Here is a 14277-nt window from a genome sequence, read left to right on the forward strand (position 1 = left end):
GTAGCTCTATGCTCGGGCGATGTTCCTTCTCTTCGGATTCGGCACCAAGCGGCAGAACCTCGGCGCAGGACAGATCCGAAACTGCCCGCGCTGCAACAACACCACGCAGCGGGCGCGGATCCGGGAATCCCAGCAGTTCACCCTGTTCTTCGTTCCCGTTGCACGCTGGAATCGCCGGGAACTGGAGCAGTGCGGCATCTGCGGCGCCGCCGTCCAAATCTGAACGAGGTCAGTCAGGGTCCACGAAGACCGGTGCCCGCCCGGCCTTTCCTGCGGTGACCGCCTCGATCTGATTGGGCGACCCCATCAGCTCGACCTGCAGTCGGCTTTCGAGCAACAGGGCGGACGCCGGATCCGAGCCGGTCCACGTCTCTTCGTAGAGACGCTTTGCGGCCTGGACCGCATGCGGGGACTTCCCGGCGATTTCACGAGCCAATTCCGAGGCCGCGGCATATGGATCGTCCACCACATGGGTGACGAGGCCGATCTCCTTGGCCTCGGCACCCGTGATGATTCGCCCGGTGAAGGTCAGCTCCTTGGCGACGTCGAGGCCGACGAGTCGCGGCAGGCTCTGCGTGATGCCCATGTCGGGAACGAGGCCCCACTTGACCTCCATGATCGACAACCGGGCGTCCGGGGTCGCGAAGCGGATATCGGCGCCCAGCGCAATCTGCAGTCCACCGCCGAAGCAATTGCCGGTGATCGCGGCAATCACGGGGGCCGGAAGACGGGACCAGCCGTAGGCGACACGCTGGCCGTGGCCGGCGACCTGACCGTCCTCACGCGCAAGCAGATCCCGCGGACCCATGCCCTTCCGATCGGCGAGACCGGTGATGTCGAGTCCGGAACAGAAACTCTTGCCGGCACCGTGCAACACCACGGCGCGGACACTACGGTCGGCAGCAATTCGCGTGGTGGCGTCGACCAGCGCATCGAACATCGCCGGATCCAGAGCGTTGTGCTTCTCGGCTCGATCCAAGGTAACTGTCGCGACACCGCATTCGTCGACCTCGACACGAACCCTGTGCTCACTCATCCGACCCGAACCTCCTGTACCGGCGCCGTTCGGGCTTGCGAGGAAGGGCGCCCGAGATCGTCGAGCCGACTGTACAAGACGGCGTATCCCTACGGATCGACGCGACCAGGCAGCGCACGAGGCCGGTCGCTCCGCAAGGCCGTCGGAGGCGACCGGGCGGCAGGCGGCCTCGGCCGTCGTGCCTGCCACCGTCGCCCGCCCCCTTTCCGAGCGAAGGGCACGTTCAGTCGATCCAAGGAGACGAGCGGTACATTCGCTCGCACGCACACGCACGCAACCGGGCGGCACCGATTCGCCCGCAGCCGTTCGAAGAGCCGCAGCCGTTCGAAGGGGTGCGCCCCGCCTACCTCCGAGTGACGGTCGCGGGCGCCTCATCCGCCGGCGCGGACAACCCGCCGGGCAGGTACCTCCCGGTCACGACGCCCAGCACGGTTCCCGCGACGAGTCCGGTCACGGCCCCCAACGCCACAACCGCCGGGGTCGACCACGTGCTCTCGGGTGTCGTTGCACCCAGGAAGATCACCGCCATCGTGGGCGGCCAGGCCAGCGTGTTGCCGAGGATCCAGCGGGACGGCCGACGCACGACGCCGCGCAGCACCATCGCCTGCGCCGCGCCGAGCAGCGCGCCCATGACCGCCCCGAGCGCGAGCGCACCGACCAGCACGAGAAGCAGCGGTGGTTCCGGACCGCCGTCGTCCGGGGCGAGCACACCGGGCACCGACGCCAACGCCCATCCCACGCCGGCAACCGCAGCCGTCACCCCGAACCACGCCCAGGCGTTCAACCGCGGCAGGCGCCGGCGCAAACCCCGCGCCTGCAGGCCGCCCAACGCGGCACCCTCGACGAGCCCGCCCGCGACCACCACGGCCAATGCCACCGCGAACACCCCACCGTGAGGGTCCTCGCCGAGCACGCGCTGCGAGACCTTCGCAGCGAGTGCCGAGGCTGTCATCCCGATCGTTTCCGCGCACGCGCACAGCACGATCCACCGGCGCACGGTGAGCCCACGGCCATGCAGATGTCCGATTTCCGGGGTGTTCGTGGGAGCGCTACCGGACGTCATCGTCGCTCTCGGCGCGGACAGTGGCGACCCACTCGTCGATGTCCGCCCAGTCCCGGGCATCGCCGTAGTGACCGCCCATCAGCCGGAACACGATCCGCCCGACACCCGGCCAGTCGCCGGGCGCGATGGTACCGGCGAAGAATCGGTGCCCGCGCACGTCGGCGGCCGAGGCCCGCAGCGCCTGCACCGCCTTCGGCTCCGGTGTCACCCGCCGCAGGTATCGCGCGACCCGGGGCGACAGGAGGCTGCTCGACGCGCCCACCGACGACACCGAATACGCCCACACCGCCCGACCTCGGAGATCCGGGCCGAGACGTTCGAGCGCGTCTGCCGCGTCGGGAAGCCACTGACCGTTGTGGATCGCACTGCCGAGGACGAGCACGTCGTACGCACCTACCGAGGTGACCGCCGACAGTTCCCTCGAATCCACGGTATGACCGGCCTGCTCGAGTCCCGTGGCGATGCGTTCCGCGATCCCGCGCGTGGCCCCTTTCGCGGTCGCGTATCCGACCAATACCCTCATGACTCGCCCCTCCCGCTGCACTGTCACTCCAGTGTGGCTTCCCCGCAGACGAAGTGTACGAGCTTCACGTCACACGCAGCGTCTGCGAAGCGGCTCACGAAACGTGGCTGAGCTGCCACCACACACCGGCGCCCGTGTCGGTGTTCCACCGCTGTCCGGCCGCGGCGGAGAGGACGTCGTCACGGACCAGGTCCGGCAGCACGCGGTAGCGGATGGACGAGCGGTCGCTGACCAGCGCAAGCGCCCACCACAAGGCCTGGACGTAGTCCCGCGCGGAGGCGGCACCGTCCCACTGGTAGAACCCCCGGTACCGACCGGCTTCGTCTGCGGTGAGCCACAGCTTCGAGACGAATCCGGGGAATCCCGCGAACAGCGGTGTGTTGAGCAGGCTTTCCGCCCGAAACAGGGCATGTCCACGACCGCGGACACCGCGTAGCCGGAATTCGACCACGAGGATCACGGGGTCGGTCGGCTCTGCGCGGTCCGCGACGGTTTCCCGGTAGATCACCGCAGAGGTGCCGTCAGCGAAGGTCATCGTCCGGCCCTTGTTTCCGGCCGGAAGGTGCAGTCGCTGCCCCGCGAGGAGCTGTGCGGTACGTCCGGCGCAGCGCGCGAGACGCGGCAAGGCTGTGCGCAGCGGAAGCGGGTGGGGCCGGTCGTCCGGCTCGCCACCGCGTCCGGGTGAGTTCGGCGCAGGGTCGTTCGAGGCCATCGTCCTGTCGGTCCTGTAGGAGCACAGCCGTCACCGCGACGGCCACGCAGACACCGAAAACCCTACGCCACGGACGGACCCGGAGCGGTCGCAGGCTTCGCGACAGGTGTTCCGGCGACGGCGACTCCGCGCGCTCCACCGCGCGTCCGCGATACTCGTTCACGTTCGGCAGGACCACACGGAAACGGAGCGAAGGCGTGAAACATGCATCGGCAGGCCGGTCGACCCGGGCCATCCACGGCGCCAACGTCACCGATGCGCACGGCGCGCCGCACCTGCCGATCTACAACACCACGACCTTCGCGTTCGAGAACACCGAGGCGTTGCTCGACGTCGCCGACGGACGCGTCCAGGGCCCGCTCTACACCCGCTACGGGCTGAACCCGACGATCTTCGCTCTCGAGGAAACCACGGCCTCGATCGAAGGCACCGAGAGCGCGCTGGCGTTCTGCTCGGGCATGGCCGCCGAAACCGCGTTGTTCGCGCACTACGGCCGCGACGGGATCGTGTGCGTCGGCGACGCCTACGGCGGCACCATGGAACTGCTCGGCAATCAGCTCGCGCGGCTCGGTATTTCGACTACCTTCCTGCTCGGTGGCGAGCTCGACCGGCTCGAGGACGTGCTCGGCGCCGGAGCGAAGCTGGTGTTCTTCGAAACCCCGACCAATCCGACGCTGGGGATCCACGACATCACCGCGATCTCGGAGCTGGCGCACCGCCACGACGCGAAGGTCGCGGTCGACAACACCTTCGCCTCGCCGATCAACCAGCGACCGCTCGAGCTCGGCGCCGATCTCGTCTCGTATTCGGCGACGAAATACCTCGGCGGACACTCCGACCTCACCGCCGGATTCGTGCTCGGCGCAACCGCACTCGTCGAACCGCTGAAGGGTTGGCGCAAGAGCTTCGGTTCGACGATCGCGCCGGAAACAGCGGCGATGCTCTCGCGCAGCCTGCGCACCCTCGTCGTGCGGGTCCGGCAGCACAACGCCAACGCGCAGGCGGTTGCCGAAGCGATGGAGGCCGATCCGCGAGTGTCGCGGGTCCTGTATCCGGGGCTGCCGAGCTTTCCCGGTCATGCCCTCGCCGCGAAGCAGATGTCCGGGTTCGGCGGGGTCGTCACCATCGAGCTCGCCGCTGACGCGGCCACCACGGTGAAAGTCGTCGACCGGCTCGAGCTGTTCGCGTTGGCCCCGAGCCTCGGGGGTGTGGAAAGTCTGGTCACACAACCGGTCACCACCACCCACTACGACCTCTCCCCCGAGGAACGCGCACGGCGCGGCATCACCGGGTCGATGATCCGCCTGTCGATCGGCCTCGAGGACGCCGACGACCTGATCGCCGATCTCACCCGGGCGCTCGACGTCGTCGAACTCTGAGCCCGGTTGCCCGTCGGGTCGGCGTGCCGTCCGGCAGGATGGGGACAGGCCCGATCCTCGAAGGAGGACGAAGAAGATGTGCGGACGCTACGCGAGCATGAGCACCCGCGACGATCTGCTGGCGGCATACGACACCGCCACCACGGTCGGCGACGAACTGCCCCCGTCCTACAACATCGCCCCCACCCAGCACGTGAACGTCGTGCTCGAACGTGCCCCGCGCCACGAGCCCGACGCCGAGCCCATCCGGCAGATCAACAGCACGGTCAAGTGGGGTCTGGTGCCGTCGTGGGCGAAGGACCCGAAGATCGGATCCCGCATGATCAACGCGCGGTCCGAAACCGTCACGAGCAAACCCGCATTCAAGGCGGCCGCGGCGCGGCGGCGGTGCATCCTCCCGGCCGACGGCTACTTCGAATGGATGAAGGACGAGAACGGCAGGAAGATTCCGTTCTTCCTGCACGCCGACAAGCCGATCGCAATGGCAGGCCTGTATGAGCTGTGGCCGAATCCTGAACTGCCCGAAGATCATCCCGATCGATGGTTGTGGACGTGCACGGTACTCACGCGACCGGCGACCGACGTTGCCGGGCACATCCACGACCGCTGCCCCGTGCTGCTGCCGGAGCCGTTCGTCGGGCCGTGGCTCGACCCGACCCTCACCGATCGCGACGACGTCGACGCCTTGCTCAACTCGATCCCGGAACCGCATCTGCAGCCGTACGAGGTGAGTACCGCGGTGAACAATCCGCGCAACAACTCGCCGGAGCTCCTCCTCCCGGTGAACACCTGACGCCGTTCAGGCTCGAGGAATCCCCGGCCCGGCGGACACTCCGCGGGTTACGGACCGGTGCAGTCGGTCCAGTGTTCCGGGTCGCACAGCGTGAACACGATGCGACCGTCGGGTTCCCGGTCCGGAAGAACCAGTACGCGCCACCGCGGGATCCATTCACCGATGCCCCCGCCCAGCGCGAGAGCCTGCCCGATCGCGTCGACATCATGGTGACGGAACGTGCATCTATTTCCGTCCCAGGACAATTGGACCGTCTTGTCGTCCAGGATCTCGACAAGTGCGTGTACCGCAAGGTCGCGGTCGCCGAGGGCGTGCCGGGCACGTATGTGGTGCGCGTGATGTCCGTCGTGAAACGAGTTGCACGTAGCGGCGGCGGCGCGGACGATCGAACGGGCAACGAGAATCATCGTGGTCCTCCGGGTAAGCCCCGGGGCGGGGCGCTCCTGTCCGAGCCGGTCGGTCTCGGACCGCTTCGTCACCCGAACCACCCGCGAGCGTGGGGTTGGTGTGCCGTCCAGTCGGGGCTTGGCGACGGCAACTCGTGAAGCAACGCCACTGTACCGCACCGGAGGCTGCGCGAGTTCGGTCAGGCACGGTGAGCCCCGTGGCGGTCGGGACAGCCCGGAGTGCCCGCGGCCGGTGGAACAGCCTGCTGCAACCGAGTTCGGGGACGTGGAAGTGCTCGCCCCGCAGGCGGACGGCACCCTTTGCTCCCGTGTTCGGCGCGAGTGTGAGGAGCGCGGTGCAGGTCAGAGCAGGTCGGCCCTGTCCACGAGCCAGCGTCCGTCCACAATGTCGAGCGTCATCACCACGCGGCTGCGGTCGACCCGCGGTTTCGGGCTGGCGGCGTTCGTGATCGTCCGGTCGACGAAGAGCAGGACGACGACCTCGTCGTCGGCCGCCGACCGCACCGCGGCGTCCGCTACCGTGCCCATGCTGGTGGCGTTGTTGTCCACCAGCATCTGCTCGAGCTGGCTACTGGACCGCGAGTACATGTGCGGAACTCCCGCGTCGCTCCGGCCAGGACGTCGGAGAAGTTCCGGTCGATGTCGCCGGCCTCGATGCTGGTGAGGGTGACGGCGTAGTTCCTCGCGGTCTCGAGCGCCTACGGCGCGGCGCGGTCCACCACCGCATCGGAATACATGCGCCAGCAGGCGAACCCCGCTCCGGCGCACACCGCGCCGACGAGCAGCCCGGCGAGCACCCGGCGGACGCGGTGCGGCGGACCTGCGGTGTCGGACCGGTCCGGCCGAGCGGGTCGCTACCCGGGGCCGACTTGTCGGTGTCGTCTCCCGCGGGCCGTGGTGCCGCCGCCGCGCCGCGGGGAAGCAATTGCGGGTCAGGGCAGTGCGTATTGAGGAACGGCTCCGGGCAGTCCGGTCGCGACGGCGCCGAGGCAGCGGACAGTCGCACGGCACCCGCGGGAAGACGTCGACGCTGCCCCAGATTCCGCCGCCGCGGAAGACCGTGCCGATCGACACCCCGCGCAAGGTCACATCCTGACCGGGCGCGGCTGAGGTCGCACACATAGGCGCTGAGGAAGCTGCCCGCCTGACTGATCCGGGCAAGACCTTTGAGCAGCAAGGGCACATTGGCGCCCGTGTAGCCGAAATCCTTCTTCCCCGCGTTGAAATGGGAGGAGAACCCTGGCTCCCGTTCGAGGAACTCGGTGACCCCGGGCCGGATGGCCGCCGCGATCTCGGCAACCCGGTCGCCGACCCGTGCGATCGTGTCCACGGACGTGATCAGGTCGGGCTTGCGGGACGCGAGCTCGGTGGGGATCGCCTGGGAAGGTGTTTGCGAACTCTGATGCTTGAGGTGACCAGCGTGGATGTAGGAAAAGAAGTGAACTCATGGTAGGTCAGGAGGGGCTTACGCCACGACCCGACCAGGAGTCCACGTTGTCATCATCGACATCGTTCATCGCGCTGTGCCCGTCGTGCCCCCAACGAAGACGGCGGGCACCGTTGCCGGGTGCATCCCTCACAATCGGTCACCGACACACAATGGGCGATTCTCGAGCCGCTGCTCCCACCTCCCGGCAACCTCTCCGGACGCGGGGACAACCCAAAGCCCTGGCGTCGTCGCATTCTCGACGCGATCTTCTCCGTGGTTCGGGGCGGTATCGTGCGGGCGGCAACTGCCGTCGGAGTTCCCGCCGGCGATGACGGTCTACGCCGTCTTCGCCCGGAACGTCCGGTCGCGGTCTGGGCGAAACACGTTCTGGCTCTTGCGGTCGAGGTTGTCAAGCGCACCGCCGACACCACCGGATTCGCGGTTCTTCCCCGCAGGTGGGTGGTTGAGCGGACCGTCGCGTGGATCAGCCAGCACCGCCGTTGCGTCCGCGATTACGAGACCCGTCCGCAGAATCACGAAGCGATGGTGTACATCGTCATGATCGTGACCATGTCCCGCCGGCTCGCCCGGTCTGCGTGACATCTACCGGGTTCTCAAACACGTTCTCAGGCATGCTCGGCCATAGCGCCTTGTCCCCGATCAGTCGCATGATCGCAGGAACGAGCAACGGTCGGACAACGAAGGTGTCCAGTAGGATGCCGATGGCCATCGCGAGACCGAACTGGAACAGTTCCCGGATCGGTTGGGTGGTCAGTACAGCGAAGGTGGCTGCCAGAATGAGCCCCGCGGATGAGATCACCCCACCAGACCGGGTAAGCGCCACCCGCAGGGCCGCCCGTGGTGGATGTGCCGAAAGCTCTTGCCGGTAGCGGCTCATCAGGAAGATGGTGTAGTCGACACCGAGCGCGACCAGGAACACGAAGATGTAGATCGCAACCCGGTTCCCGATCCCAGCGTCCCCGAGCAGCGTGACAGTGATGAAGGTCGTGAGCCCGAGTGTCGCGGTGAACGACAGCACCAGCGTCCCGATCAGGTACACAGGTGCGAGCACGGACCGCAGCAGCAGTGCCAGTACCGCGGCGACGATCACGAGTACCAGTGCGGCAACGACCCAGTTGTCGCGATCGAGCGCCGCCCGGATATCGACGGAGTGAGCCGTTTCTCCGCCAACGAGGACCTGCGCGTTTTCTATCCCAGCACTGTCCGCTGCAGACTGAGCGGCGGAAGCGAGGGTGTCCACGCGGTCCATTGCCTCAGGACTGTAGGGGTTGTCGGTGAAGGTGACTTGGAATGCTGCGGTGGTCCCTTCGGCGCTGACCGCGGGATACTCACCCACTCGGGCCACCCCGTCCACGTCCGCCAGACCGCTAGCGATCCTGTTCCAGTCCGGGGAGGGCGTCGTCCCGGACGGCGTGGTGACATACACGCTCGACGGTGCGATCTCCCCAGGCCCGAACGCGTCTGCGATCATGTTCTGACCGGCCTCGGATTGGGTATCGATGCGGAATCCGCTGATGAAGTCGAAGCTTTCACGGTAGCCGGTCAGGCCCGCGGTCATCACGAGAAGGCCGAGAAGCGTGGAGACCAATACCGCCTTCGGCGATCGGTCGACCAGGTCCGAGACCCGTTCCCAGACTTTGCCACCGGCGCGGCCCGCGGCTGCTTGGGTTGTGGACGGCCAGAACAGCTTTCCTCCGAAGAGCAACATGAGCGCAGGGGTGAAGGTGAAACCGACAAGCCCCATCGACGCGACGCCCAGCGCGAGATACGGGCCGAACCCGCGCAAGGCCGGAGAGACCGCTGCCAGCAGAGCCAGCATTGCCAGGACGATAGTCGAGACACTCGACAGGATCGCCTCGGACACTCCCCGCAACGCCCGCATCATGGCGGCCGGGCGATCCGGTTCCTCGACGAGGGCCTCGCGGTAGCGGGCGGTGACGATCAGTGCGTAGTCGGTACCGACACCGAACAGCAGCACGGTCATGATCGACGCGGTCTGCGAACTGATGTCGAACCAGCCCGCGTCGGCCATCATCGCGCCCACCGTCTCGGCGAGCCGCATCGCGACACCGACACCGACCAGCGCCACAACCACGAGGACCGGCGACCGGTAGATCACCAGGAGGATGATCGCGACCAGCAGGATCGTTCCGAGGAGCAGGATCTTGTCGCCGCTGCTGAACACCTTCACGGTGTCGGTGGCGATTCCTGCAGGCCCGGTGACCGCCGCGTCAGCAGGCCCGGCGGCCTCGCCGACCAGATCGCGAAGCACACCGACCGTGTCCTGGAACGAACTGTCGGTCGGGTTGCCGGTCAGCGACACGACAATCATCTCGCTGCCACCGTCAGTGGTGCGCAGATTGGCACCGCCAGGACTGTCGGCGGTGACAACAGCGGCGATCGAGGGATTGTCGGCTCTCGCACCGTCAATGCTCGTGACGATCCGCTCCACTGCCGCCGCCGTCGCGACCCCGTCGGCGCCGTGCACGACGACGATTGCCGGGGTGCCCTCATTGCGAGGGAACTCGCGGGCAGCGAGTTCGGCAGCCTGCACGGATTGCGATGAAGCGGGCGGATCGTTTGCACCCGTGTTGTTTTCGACGTCCTCCAAGGCGGGGGCCGCGCTTGCGAGGACAGCCACCAGGATGATCCACAGCAGCACGGCGATACCGGCCCGACGCCGGGATCCGAAGAGGGTGTTCATGAAGCGTGATGTCATATCGTGGCATCCAATCCCGACTGGAAAGCGTTCATCGCACCGACGTCGGATAGCGGGACGGGAAGTCGGAGTAGCGGTCCGCCCCCGGGACGAAACGCCCGGTACGGGCAGCCCACACCTCGAACGCGATCGTGGCGAACGGCGGCAGCGAAGAGACCAACGCCAACAGTAGGGTCCGCGGGCGCCAGCCGAGCCGGACGTACATCGCGATCGAGAGCACGACGAACGTCACGAACACTGCGCCGTGCAGGGATCCGAAGATTCGAACGCCGACCTCGGTGCTCTTCGCGATCCACTTGAGGTACATGCCGATCAGCAACCCGAGCCAGGTCACCGCTTCCAGCGTTGCCACGATACGGAACGCCCGCACGAGAATGCGGGCATCCGACGTCGCCGCCGGACGTTGAGGCTGGTCACTCATGCCACTTCCTCCACATTCGTTGATGTGCTCGCTATTTCGCGAAAGTCGCGGTGTTCGGGCGCGCGCACGACTGCGCTTCGAAGTGCGAGGAAGAAGACGACGAAGGCGACGGTCAGCAGGACATGACCTATACCGGCAATCCCCGAGATCGCGGCCGACCCTTCCTTGCCGAAGACCTGCATGGTCCCGTGGACGAGCTGCATCGACACCGTGAGGATCAGGCCGGCGTGGAAGGTGACGGTGAACCATCGGTGGAGCGGGCTGGCCGAGAGCACGAACAGGCGCTCGAAGACGGCAACGATCAGCAGGAACAGCACCCCGAGAACTAGGAAATGGGTGTGCACGGTGGACAGTTGAGTCGGGCCGTCGAAGTCCTGAGCCTTGGTCAGTTCCCGGTAGTACAGGCCCGACGCCAGACCCGCGACGGCGTACCCGAACGCGGAATCGACAAGTATTTTCACACCTTCCATCCGACCGGATTCCGGATTCGGGCACATCCGCAGAACGGTGCGATTCATCTACGACTTTGGATAGAGATGGCGTGGAGCAACACCGCTCGAGCCCAGCCCGCCCTCTCAGCGACGACGACCCGTCTACCCCTGCGATCGCTGGAAGTCCCTGCTGCCGAACAAACGTCAAGGATGGTCGGTGGCTTCGCCGATAATCCCCCGCGCGCGTGCCTGCGCGACCGCCGCTGTCCGCGACCGCACCCCCAACTTGCCGAACGCGTTCGTCAGATGCGTCTTCACGGTGCCCTCGCTGAGGAACATGCGGTGTGCGATCTCCCGGTTGGAGTATCCGACTGCGACAGCCTCCAACACCTGAACTTCACGTGGGGTGAGGGTCGCCGCGGGACCACGCATCTGCGCCATCAGTTTCGCGGCAACTGCCGGGGAGAGCGCACTCGCGCCCCCTGCTGCCGCGACGATTGCCGTGAAGAGTTCCGCCGGTGCGGTGTCCTTGAGTAGATAGCCGCTGGCACCGGCTTCGATCGCGCGCAGGATCTCAGCATCGGTGTCGTAGTTCGTCACCACCAGGACCCGAGGTGCGTCCGGCAGCGACCGGATCCGGCTGGTCGCCTCCACGCCGCTCAGTCCGGTTCCGAACCGCAGATCCATGAGTACGAGGTCGACCTCCGTGTCTCGACACAACGCAACGGCGTCTTCGCCGGTGGACGCCTCGGCGACGATCTCGAATTCGTCCGAGTGTCGTTCGAGCAATGCGCGCAATCCTGCGCGCACTATTTCGTGGTCGTCCGCGAGCACGAGCCGAATCATCGCGACTCCTCCTCCTGTTGTGTGAGCGGGAACGCCACCGACATCGCGGTGTGCCCAGGCTCGGACTCGATGGACCAACGCCCGCCGAGTTGCTCGACACGGGTTCGCATGGCATTGAGTCCGAAGTGGTGTGCGGAGGGATCGGCGAGGATTGCGGTGTCGAATCCGTGACCGTCGTCGACCACGTCCAGATGCACGGCGTCGGCACCATAGCTGAGGGTGACTACGGCGTTGCGGGCCTCGGCATGGCGCACGACGTTCGACACCGCCCCCTGGAGGAGGCGTACCAGAGCCGACTCCACCGGCATCGGCAAGGACACTGCTTGCCCTTCCACAAGGAGCCCGATTGTGCATTGTCCCCCTGCCGCCCGGTCGCACACCCTGTCCAGCGCATCGACGAGCGAGTTTCCCGCCAGGTCTGCAGGCGAAAGAGCCGCGATCAGGCGGCGCGCATCTGCCAACCCCGCCGAGGCAGTTCGCCGGGCCAATACGATCTTGTCCGCTGCGCCGGTCGGCAAGTCTTCAGTCTCAGCGGCGTGCAGCAGCATCTGAATGCTGCTCAACCCCTGTGCAACGGTGTCGTGAATCTCCCTGGCCAACCTCTCACGTTCGGCCAGTTCACCCGCGGTTCGTTCCGTCTCCGCAAGCTCTGCACGGGTGCGGTGTAGATCTTCGATCAGTTGCTGCCGTCGCTCCGTCTCGCGGAACAGCACCCGGAACCCCAGCCCAACAACGACACCCACGACGGCACCCAACATCGACCCGACTAGTGCACCACCCCACTGGCCTCGAGTTTGGACGGCGATCACGGTGTTGAGGAGGGTGATCACCGACACCGCTGACACCGCGGGGATCAGTGGCACCTCGGTCATGAAGAGCAGGATGAGTCCGAACGACACATACGCCGCATCGGCGCCGAGGAGCGCCATCGCAACCCACACTGCACACAACGCTCCCAGCCAGGCGAATCGCGCAACGGGAGCGCGCAAGGTACTGGCACCCACGATGTGAACGACGACGAACACCGCGGTCAGCGGACCGATCCATCCCACCGACGCTTCCGAGAGCAGCACCGCCCGCAGCAGCACGATCAACGCCAGAACCACGACGAGAACGTGCAGCCCTAGCCGAAGTCGAGCAACGCCCGTGAACGCGGATTCATCAACCATCACAACACACGATAGCGACGGCGACCCACCGCCGGGATTACGTCCGAGGACGCAGCCGAGCGAACGACGGCCGAGATCCTGTTCACCGTCGTGCATTATGCAACATCCCTGGTGCCGGTGTGTTCGGCGCGATGGACTACACCACAGGGCATTTCGGCGCCTCGACGATCGGGGCACTGCTCGGCCTGATCGCCACCCGCTGCGCGACCTCGTTCGTTCGGCCCAGTTCCTCTTCCAGCCCGTCGACGGCCTGGTGCATCGAGGCGATGATGCACAGCGGTCCGAGGACCGCCTGCCCGAGGGCGGCCTCGACCTGCGGCGGCTGCCGCAGCGTCGGTGCCTTCAGCTCGGTGAGGATCTGTTCGACGAGGCGTGGATCATTGCGCCGGTCGCAACGTCCGAGAAGACTCTCGAGACGTCGGCGGGTGAGCTCGCGACCCGTCGACGGGGTGTGCGCAGCGGTGAGAACGGTCAGTGCGGCGCGGTGCTTCAAGTTCGGAAAAGCTTGCAGAGACTGGGATGAACTCAAGCAATACCGACCGGAGCCGACTGATGGTTTGATGCAGGGCCCAGATGGCCTCCTGATGTTGGCGGGCCAGTGCCTTGACCGCTCGTCCGTGCTCACTGATGGCCGGCAGCAGTCGGTGCGTGTTCTGGTCGGTGCGCAGAATGTTCGCCAGAACCGCGGCGTCATCGGGATCCGATTTGCCGTCGGCCTGGCCGTGGCGTTCGCGGTAGCGGGCCACCGCCCGTGGGTTGATCGGATAGACGGTGAAGCCGGCCTCGGCGAGGGCCACGACGAAGCGGTTCTTTTCGGTTTCGATCGCGATCGGAGTGTCCTTCGAGCTTCCTCCGTTCTCGGCGATCAGCCGAAGTGGTGTATTGAATCCGTCTGCGCCGGTGCCGATTCGCGCTCGTGCCACGATGTGTCCGGTGTCGTCGGCGAGGGCGATGTCGTCGTGTGTCTCGGCCCAATCGATTCCGCAGATGATACCCGTGTGGTGTCCTCCCTGTGTCGGCGTCGTCCCTGTCGGTGAGCTCGGGGTTGGTGCGGCGACCTGATGGACAGCGCTCGCGGGCGCGGCATCTCACAAGCCGATCACCTATCCCCGGGGGCGACTGGCAAGGCCACCGTCTACGTTGCGAGACCTCTCGCGCAGTCCGTGTCCTCAACAGCAGTGGTCACCTGTCAGCAGCTCACCACTTCAGACTGCGCCCGGATCGGTGAAATCTCAGTGACCTCCTGCCGGTCGCTGTCCGTGTCGGACCGGGGTCCGACTCTTCCATTGGGTGTAGGGGTCGGACCCAGGGCCCCGGCAAAGTCGTAT

General features: G+C 66.6%; 17 protein-coding genes, 1 pseudogene and 1 riboswitch. Of the genes and pseudogenes, 4 read left to right on the forward strand and 14 right to left on the reverse strand.

All coding sequences use genetic code 11. From position 1 onward, the window contains the following. Positions 1–19: 19 nt before the first annotated feature. Positions 20–223, forward strand: a complete 204-nt coding sequence (locus RZ1_RS01955) for a zinc-ribbon domain-containing protein (RefSeq protein WP_072808657.1) — start codon at positions 20–22, stop codon at positions 221–223. A gap of 6 nt (positions 224–229) precedes the next feature. Here RZ1_RS01955 and RZ1_RS01960 read toward each other — a convergent pair whose 3' ends face one another. From RZ1_RS01960 to RZ1_RS31110, 4 genes are all read right to left on the reverse strand, one after another. Beyond that, on the reverse strand, positions 230–1036 hold the full coding sequence (locus RZ1_RS01960; RefSeq protein WP_072808659.1) for a crotonase/enoyl-CoA hydratase family protein: 807 nt from the start codon (positions 1034–1036) through the stop codon (positions 230–232). 343 nt (positions 1037–1379) lie between these two features. Further along, complete coding sequence (locus RZ1_RS29870; RefSeq protein ID WP_139281740.1) at positions 1380–1988, reverse strand: hypothetical protein; 609 nt, start codon at positions 1986–1988, stop codon at positions 1380–1382. 97 nt (positions 1989–2085) lie between these two features. Next, positions 2086–2622 (reverse strand): flavodoxin domain-containing protein, encoded by a 537-nt coding sequence (locus RZ1_RS01970; RefSeq protein ID WP_072808663.1) that lies wholly within the window; start codon positions 2620–2622, stop codon positions 2086–2088. A 94-nt stretch (positions 2623–2716) separates the two neighbouring features. After that, positions 2717–3334: a YdhR family protein gene (locus RZ1_RS31110; RefSeq protein WP_238072125.1), complete on the reverse strand. Its 618-nt coding sequence runs from the start codon at positions 3332–3334 to the stop codon at positions 2717–2719. Between the two features lie 197 nt (positions 3335–3531). Here RZ1_RS31110 and RZ1_RS01980 point away from each other — a divergent pair, with 197 nt between their 5' ends. Together RZ1_RS01980 and RZ1_RS01985 are read left to right on the forward strand one after the other, a co-directional pair. Further along, complete coding sequence (locus tag RZ1_RS01980) at positions 3532–4713, forward strand: trans-sulfuration enzyme family protein (protein WP_072808665.1); 1182 nt, start codon at positions 3532–3534, stop codon at positions 4711–4713. Between the two features lie 76 nt (positions 4714–4789). Next, entirely contained in the window at positions 4790–5506 is a 717-nt protein-coding gene (locus tag RZ1_RS01985; protein ID WP_072808667.1) for an SOS response-associated peptidase, read from the forward strand. A gap of 47 nt (positions 5507–5553) precedes the next feature. Here the strand turns inward: RZ1_RS01985 and RZ1_RS01990 are convergent, their stop codons facing one another. After that, positions 5554–5985 carry a hypothetical protein gene (locus tag RZ1_RS01990; protein ID WP_169917828.1) on the reverse strand — a complete coding sequence of 144 codons (432 nt, stop codon included), beginning with the start codon at positions 5983–5985 and terminating at the stop codon, positions 5554–5556. Continuing rightward, positions 5941–6053: riboswitch (SAM riboswitch) on the reverse strand. (Overlaps the previous gene by 45 nt.) Positions 6054–6255: 202 nt before the next feature. Further along, on the reverse strand, positions 6256–6501 hold the full coding sequence (locus RZ1_RS01995) for a hypothetical protein (protein WP_072808670.1): 246 nt from the start codon (positions 6499–6501) through the stop codon (positions 6256–6258). 979 nt (positions 6502–7480) lie between these two features. Here RZ1_RS01995 and RZ1_RS31800 point away from each other — a divergent pair. Beyond that, positions 7481–7573 (forward strand): annotated as a pseudogene (locus RZ1_RS31800) (transposase); the annotation flags it as partial. 105 nt (positions 7574–7678) lie between these two features. Here RZ1_RS31800 and RZ1_RS31115 read toward each other — a convergent pair. The 8 genes from RZ1_RS31115 to RZ1_RS02040 all read right to left on the reverse strand — a co-directional run bounded on the left by RZ1_RS31115 (position 7679) and on the right by RZ1_RS02040 (position 13941). Beyond that, the gene (locus RZ1_RS31115; RefSeq protein ID WP_244899310.1) at positions 7679–7879 is read right to left on the reverse strand and encodes a hypothetical protein; all 201 of its coding nucleotides are present in this window, start codon (positions 7877–7879) and stop codon (positions 7679–7681) included. Between the two features lie 19 nt (positions 7880–7898). Further along, positions 7899–10067: an MMPL family transporter gene (locus RZ1_RS02015; RefSeq protein WP_238072126.1), complete on the reverse strand. Its 2169-nt coding sequence runs from the start codon at positions 10065–10067 to the stop codon at positions 7899–7901. Between the two features lie 46 nt (positions 10068–10113). Further along, positions 10114–10503 carry a DUF3817 domain-containing protein gene (locus RZ1_RS02020; protein ID WP_072808674.1) on the reverse strand — a complete coding sequence of 130 codons (390 nt, stop codon included), beginning with the start codon at positions 10501–10503 and terminating at the stop codon, positions 10114–10116. Next, positions 10500–11021, reverse strand: coding sequence for a DUF2871 domain-containing protein (locus RZ1_RS02025; RefSeq protein ID WP_238072127.1), 522 nt, complete (start codon positions 11019–11021; stop codon positions 10500–10502). The genes RZ1_RS02020 and RZ1_RS02025 overlap by 4 nt, the downstream gene beginning before the upstream one ends. Positions 11022–11138: 117 nt before the next feature. Next, complete coding sequence (locus tag RZ1_RS02030) at positions 11139–11780, reverse strand: response regulator (RefSeq protein WP_072808676.1); 642 nt, start codon at positions 11778–11780, stop codon at positions 11139–11141. Continuing rightward, positions 11777–12949, reverse strand: a complete 1173-nt coding sequence (locus RZ1_RS02035; protein ID WP_072808803.1) for a sensor histidine kinase — start codon at positions 12947–12949, stop codon at positions 11777–11779. The genes RZ1_RS02030 and RZ1_RS02035 overlap by 4 nt, the downstream gene beginning before the upstream one ends. A 136-nt stretch (positions 12950–13085) precedes the next feature. Next, positions 13086–13442, reverse strand: coding sequence for a hypothetical protein (locus RZ1_RS31120; RefSeq protein ID WP_238072128.1), 357 nt, complete (start codon positions 13440–13442; stop codon positions 13086–13088). Then, entirely contained in the window at positions 13327–13941 is a 615-nt protein-coding gene (locus RZ1_RS02040; protein WP_307718277.1) for an IS110 family transposase, read from the reverse strand. The genes RZ1_RS31120 and RZ1_RS02040 overlap by 116 nt, the downstream gene beginning before the upstream one ends. Positions 13942–14277: the final 336 nt, after the last annotated feature.

Origin of the sequence: Rhodococcus zopfii NBRC 100606 = JCM 9919, from assembly GCF_001895025.1 — a bacterium.
Taxonomy (GTDB): Bacteria; Actinomycetota; Actinomycetes; order Mycobacteriales; family Mycobacteriaceae; genus Rhodococcus; species Rhodococcus zopfii.

Coding starts and splice junctions, on each gene's coding strand:
- RZ1_RS01960 (WP_072808659.1), bottom strand. CDS start 1,036: ATGAGTGAGCACAGGGTTCGTGTCGAGGTCGACGAATGCGGTGTCGCG.
- RZ1_RS01985 (WP_072808667.1), top strand. CDS start 4,790: ATGTGCGGACGCTACGCGAGCATGAGCACCCGCGACGATCTGCTGGCG.
- RZ1_RS02030 (WP_072808676.1), bottom strand. CDS start 11,780: ATGATTCGGCTCGTGCTCGCGGACGACCACGAAATAGTGCGCGCAGGA.
- RZ1_RS02035 (WP_072808803.1), bottom strand. CDS start 12,949: ATGGTTGATGAATCCGCGTTCACGGGCGTTGCTCGACTTCGGCTAGGG.
- RZ1_RS29870 (WP_139281740.1), bottom strand. CDS start 1,988: ATGACAGCCTCGGCACTCGCTGCGAAGGTCTCGCAGCGCGTGCTCGGC.
- RZ1_RS02020 (WP_072808674.1), bottom strand. CDS start 10,503: ATGAGTGACCAGCCTCAACGTCCGGCGGCGACGTCGGATGCCCGCATT.
- RZ1_RS01970 (WP_072808663.1), bottom strand. CDS start 2,622: ATGAGGGTATTGGTCGGATACGCGACCGCGAAAGGGGCCACGCGCGGG.
- RZ1_RS02025 (WP_238072127.1), bottom strand. CDS start 11,021: ATGAATCGCACCGTTCTGCGGATGTGCCCGAATCCGGAATCCGGTCGG.
- RZ1_RS31110 (WP_238072125.1), bottom strand. CDS start 3,334: ATGGCCTCGAACGACCCTGCGCCGAACTCACCCGGACGCGGTGGCGAG.
- RZ1_RS01995 (WP_072808670.1), bottom strand. CDS start 6,501: ATGTACTCGCGGTCCAGTAGCCAGCTCGAGCAGATGCTGGTGGACAAC.
- RZ1_RS01955 (WP_072808657.1), top strand. CDS start 20: ATGTTCCTTCTCTTCGGATTCGGCACCAAGCGGCAGAACCTCGGCGCA.
- RZ1_RS02015 (WP_238072126.1), bottom strand. CDS start 10,067: ATGAACACCCTCTTCGGATCCCGGCGTCGGGCCGGTATCGCCGTGCTG.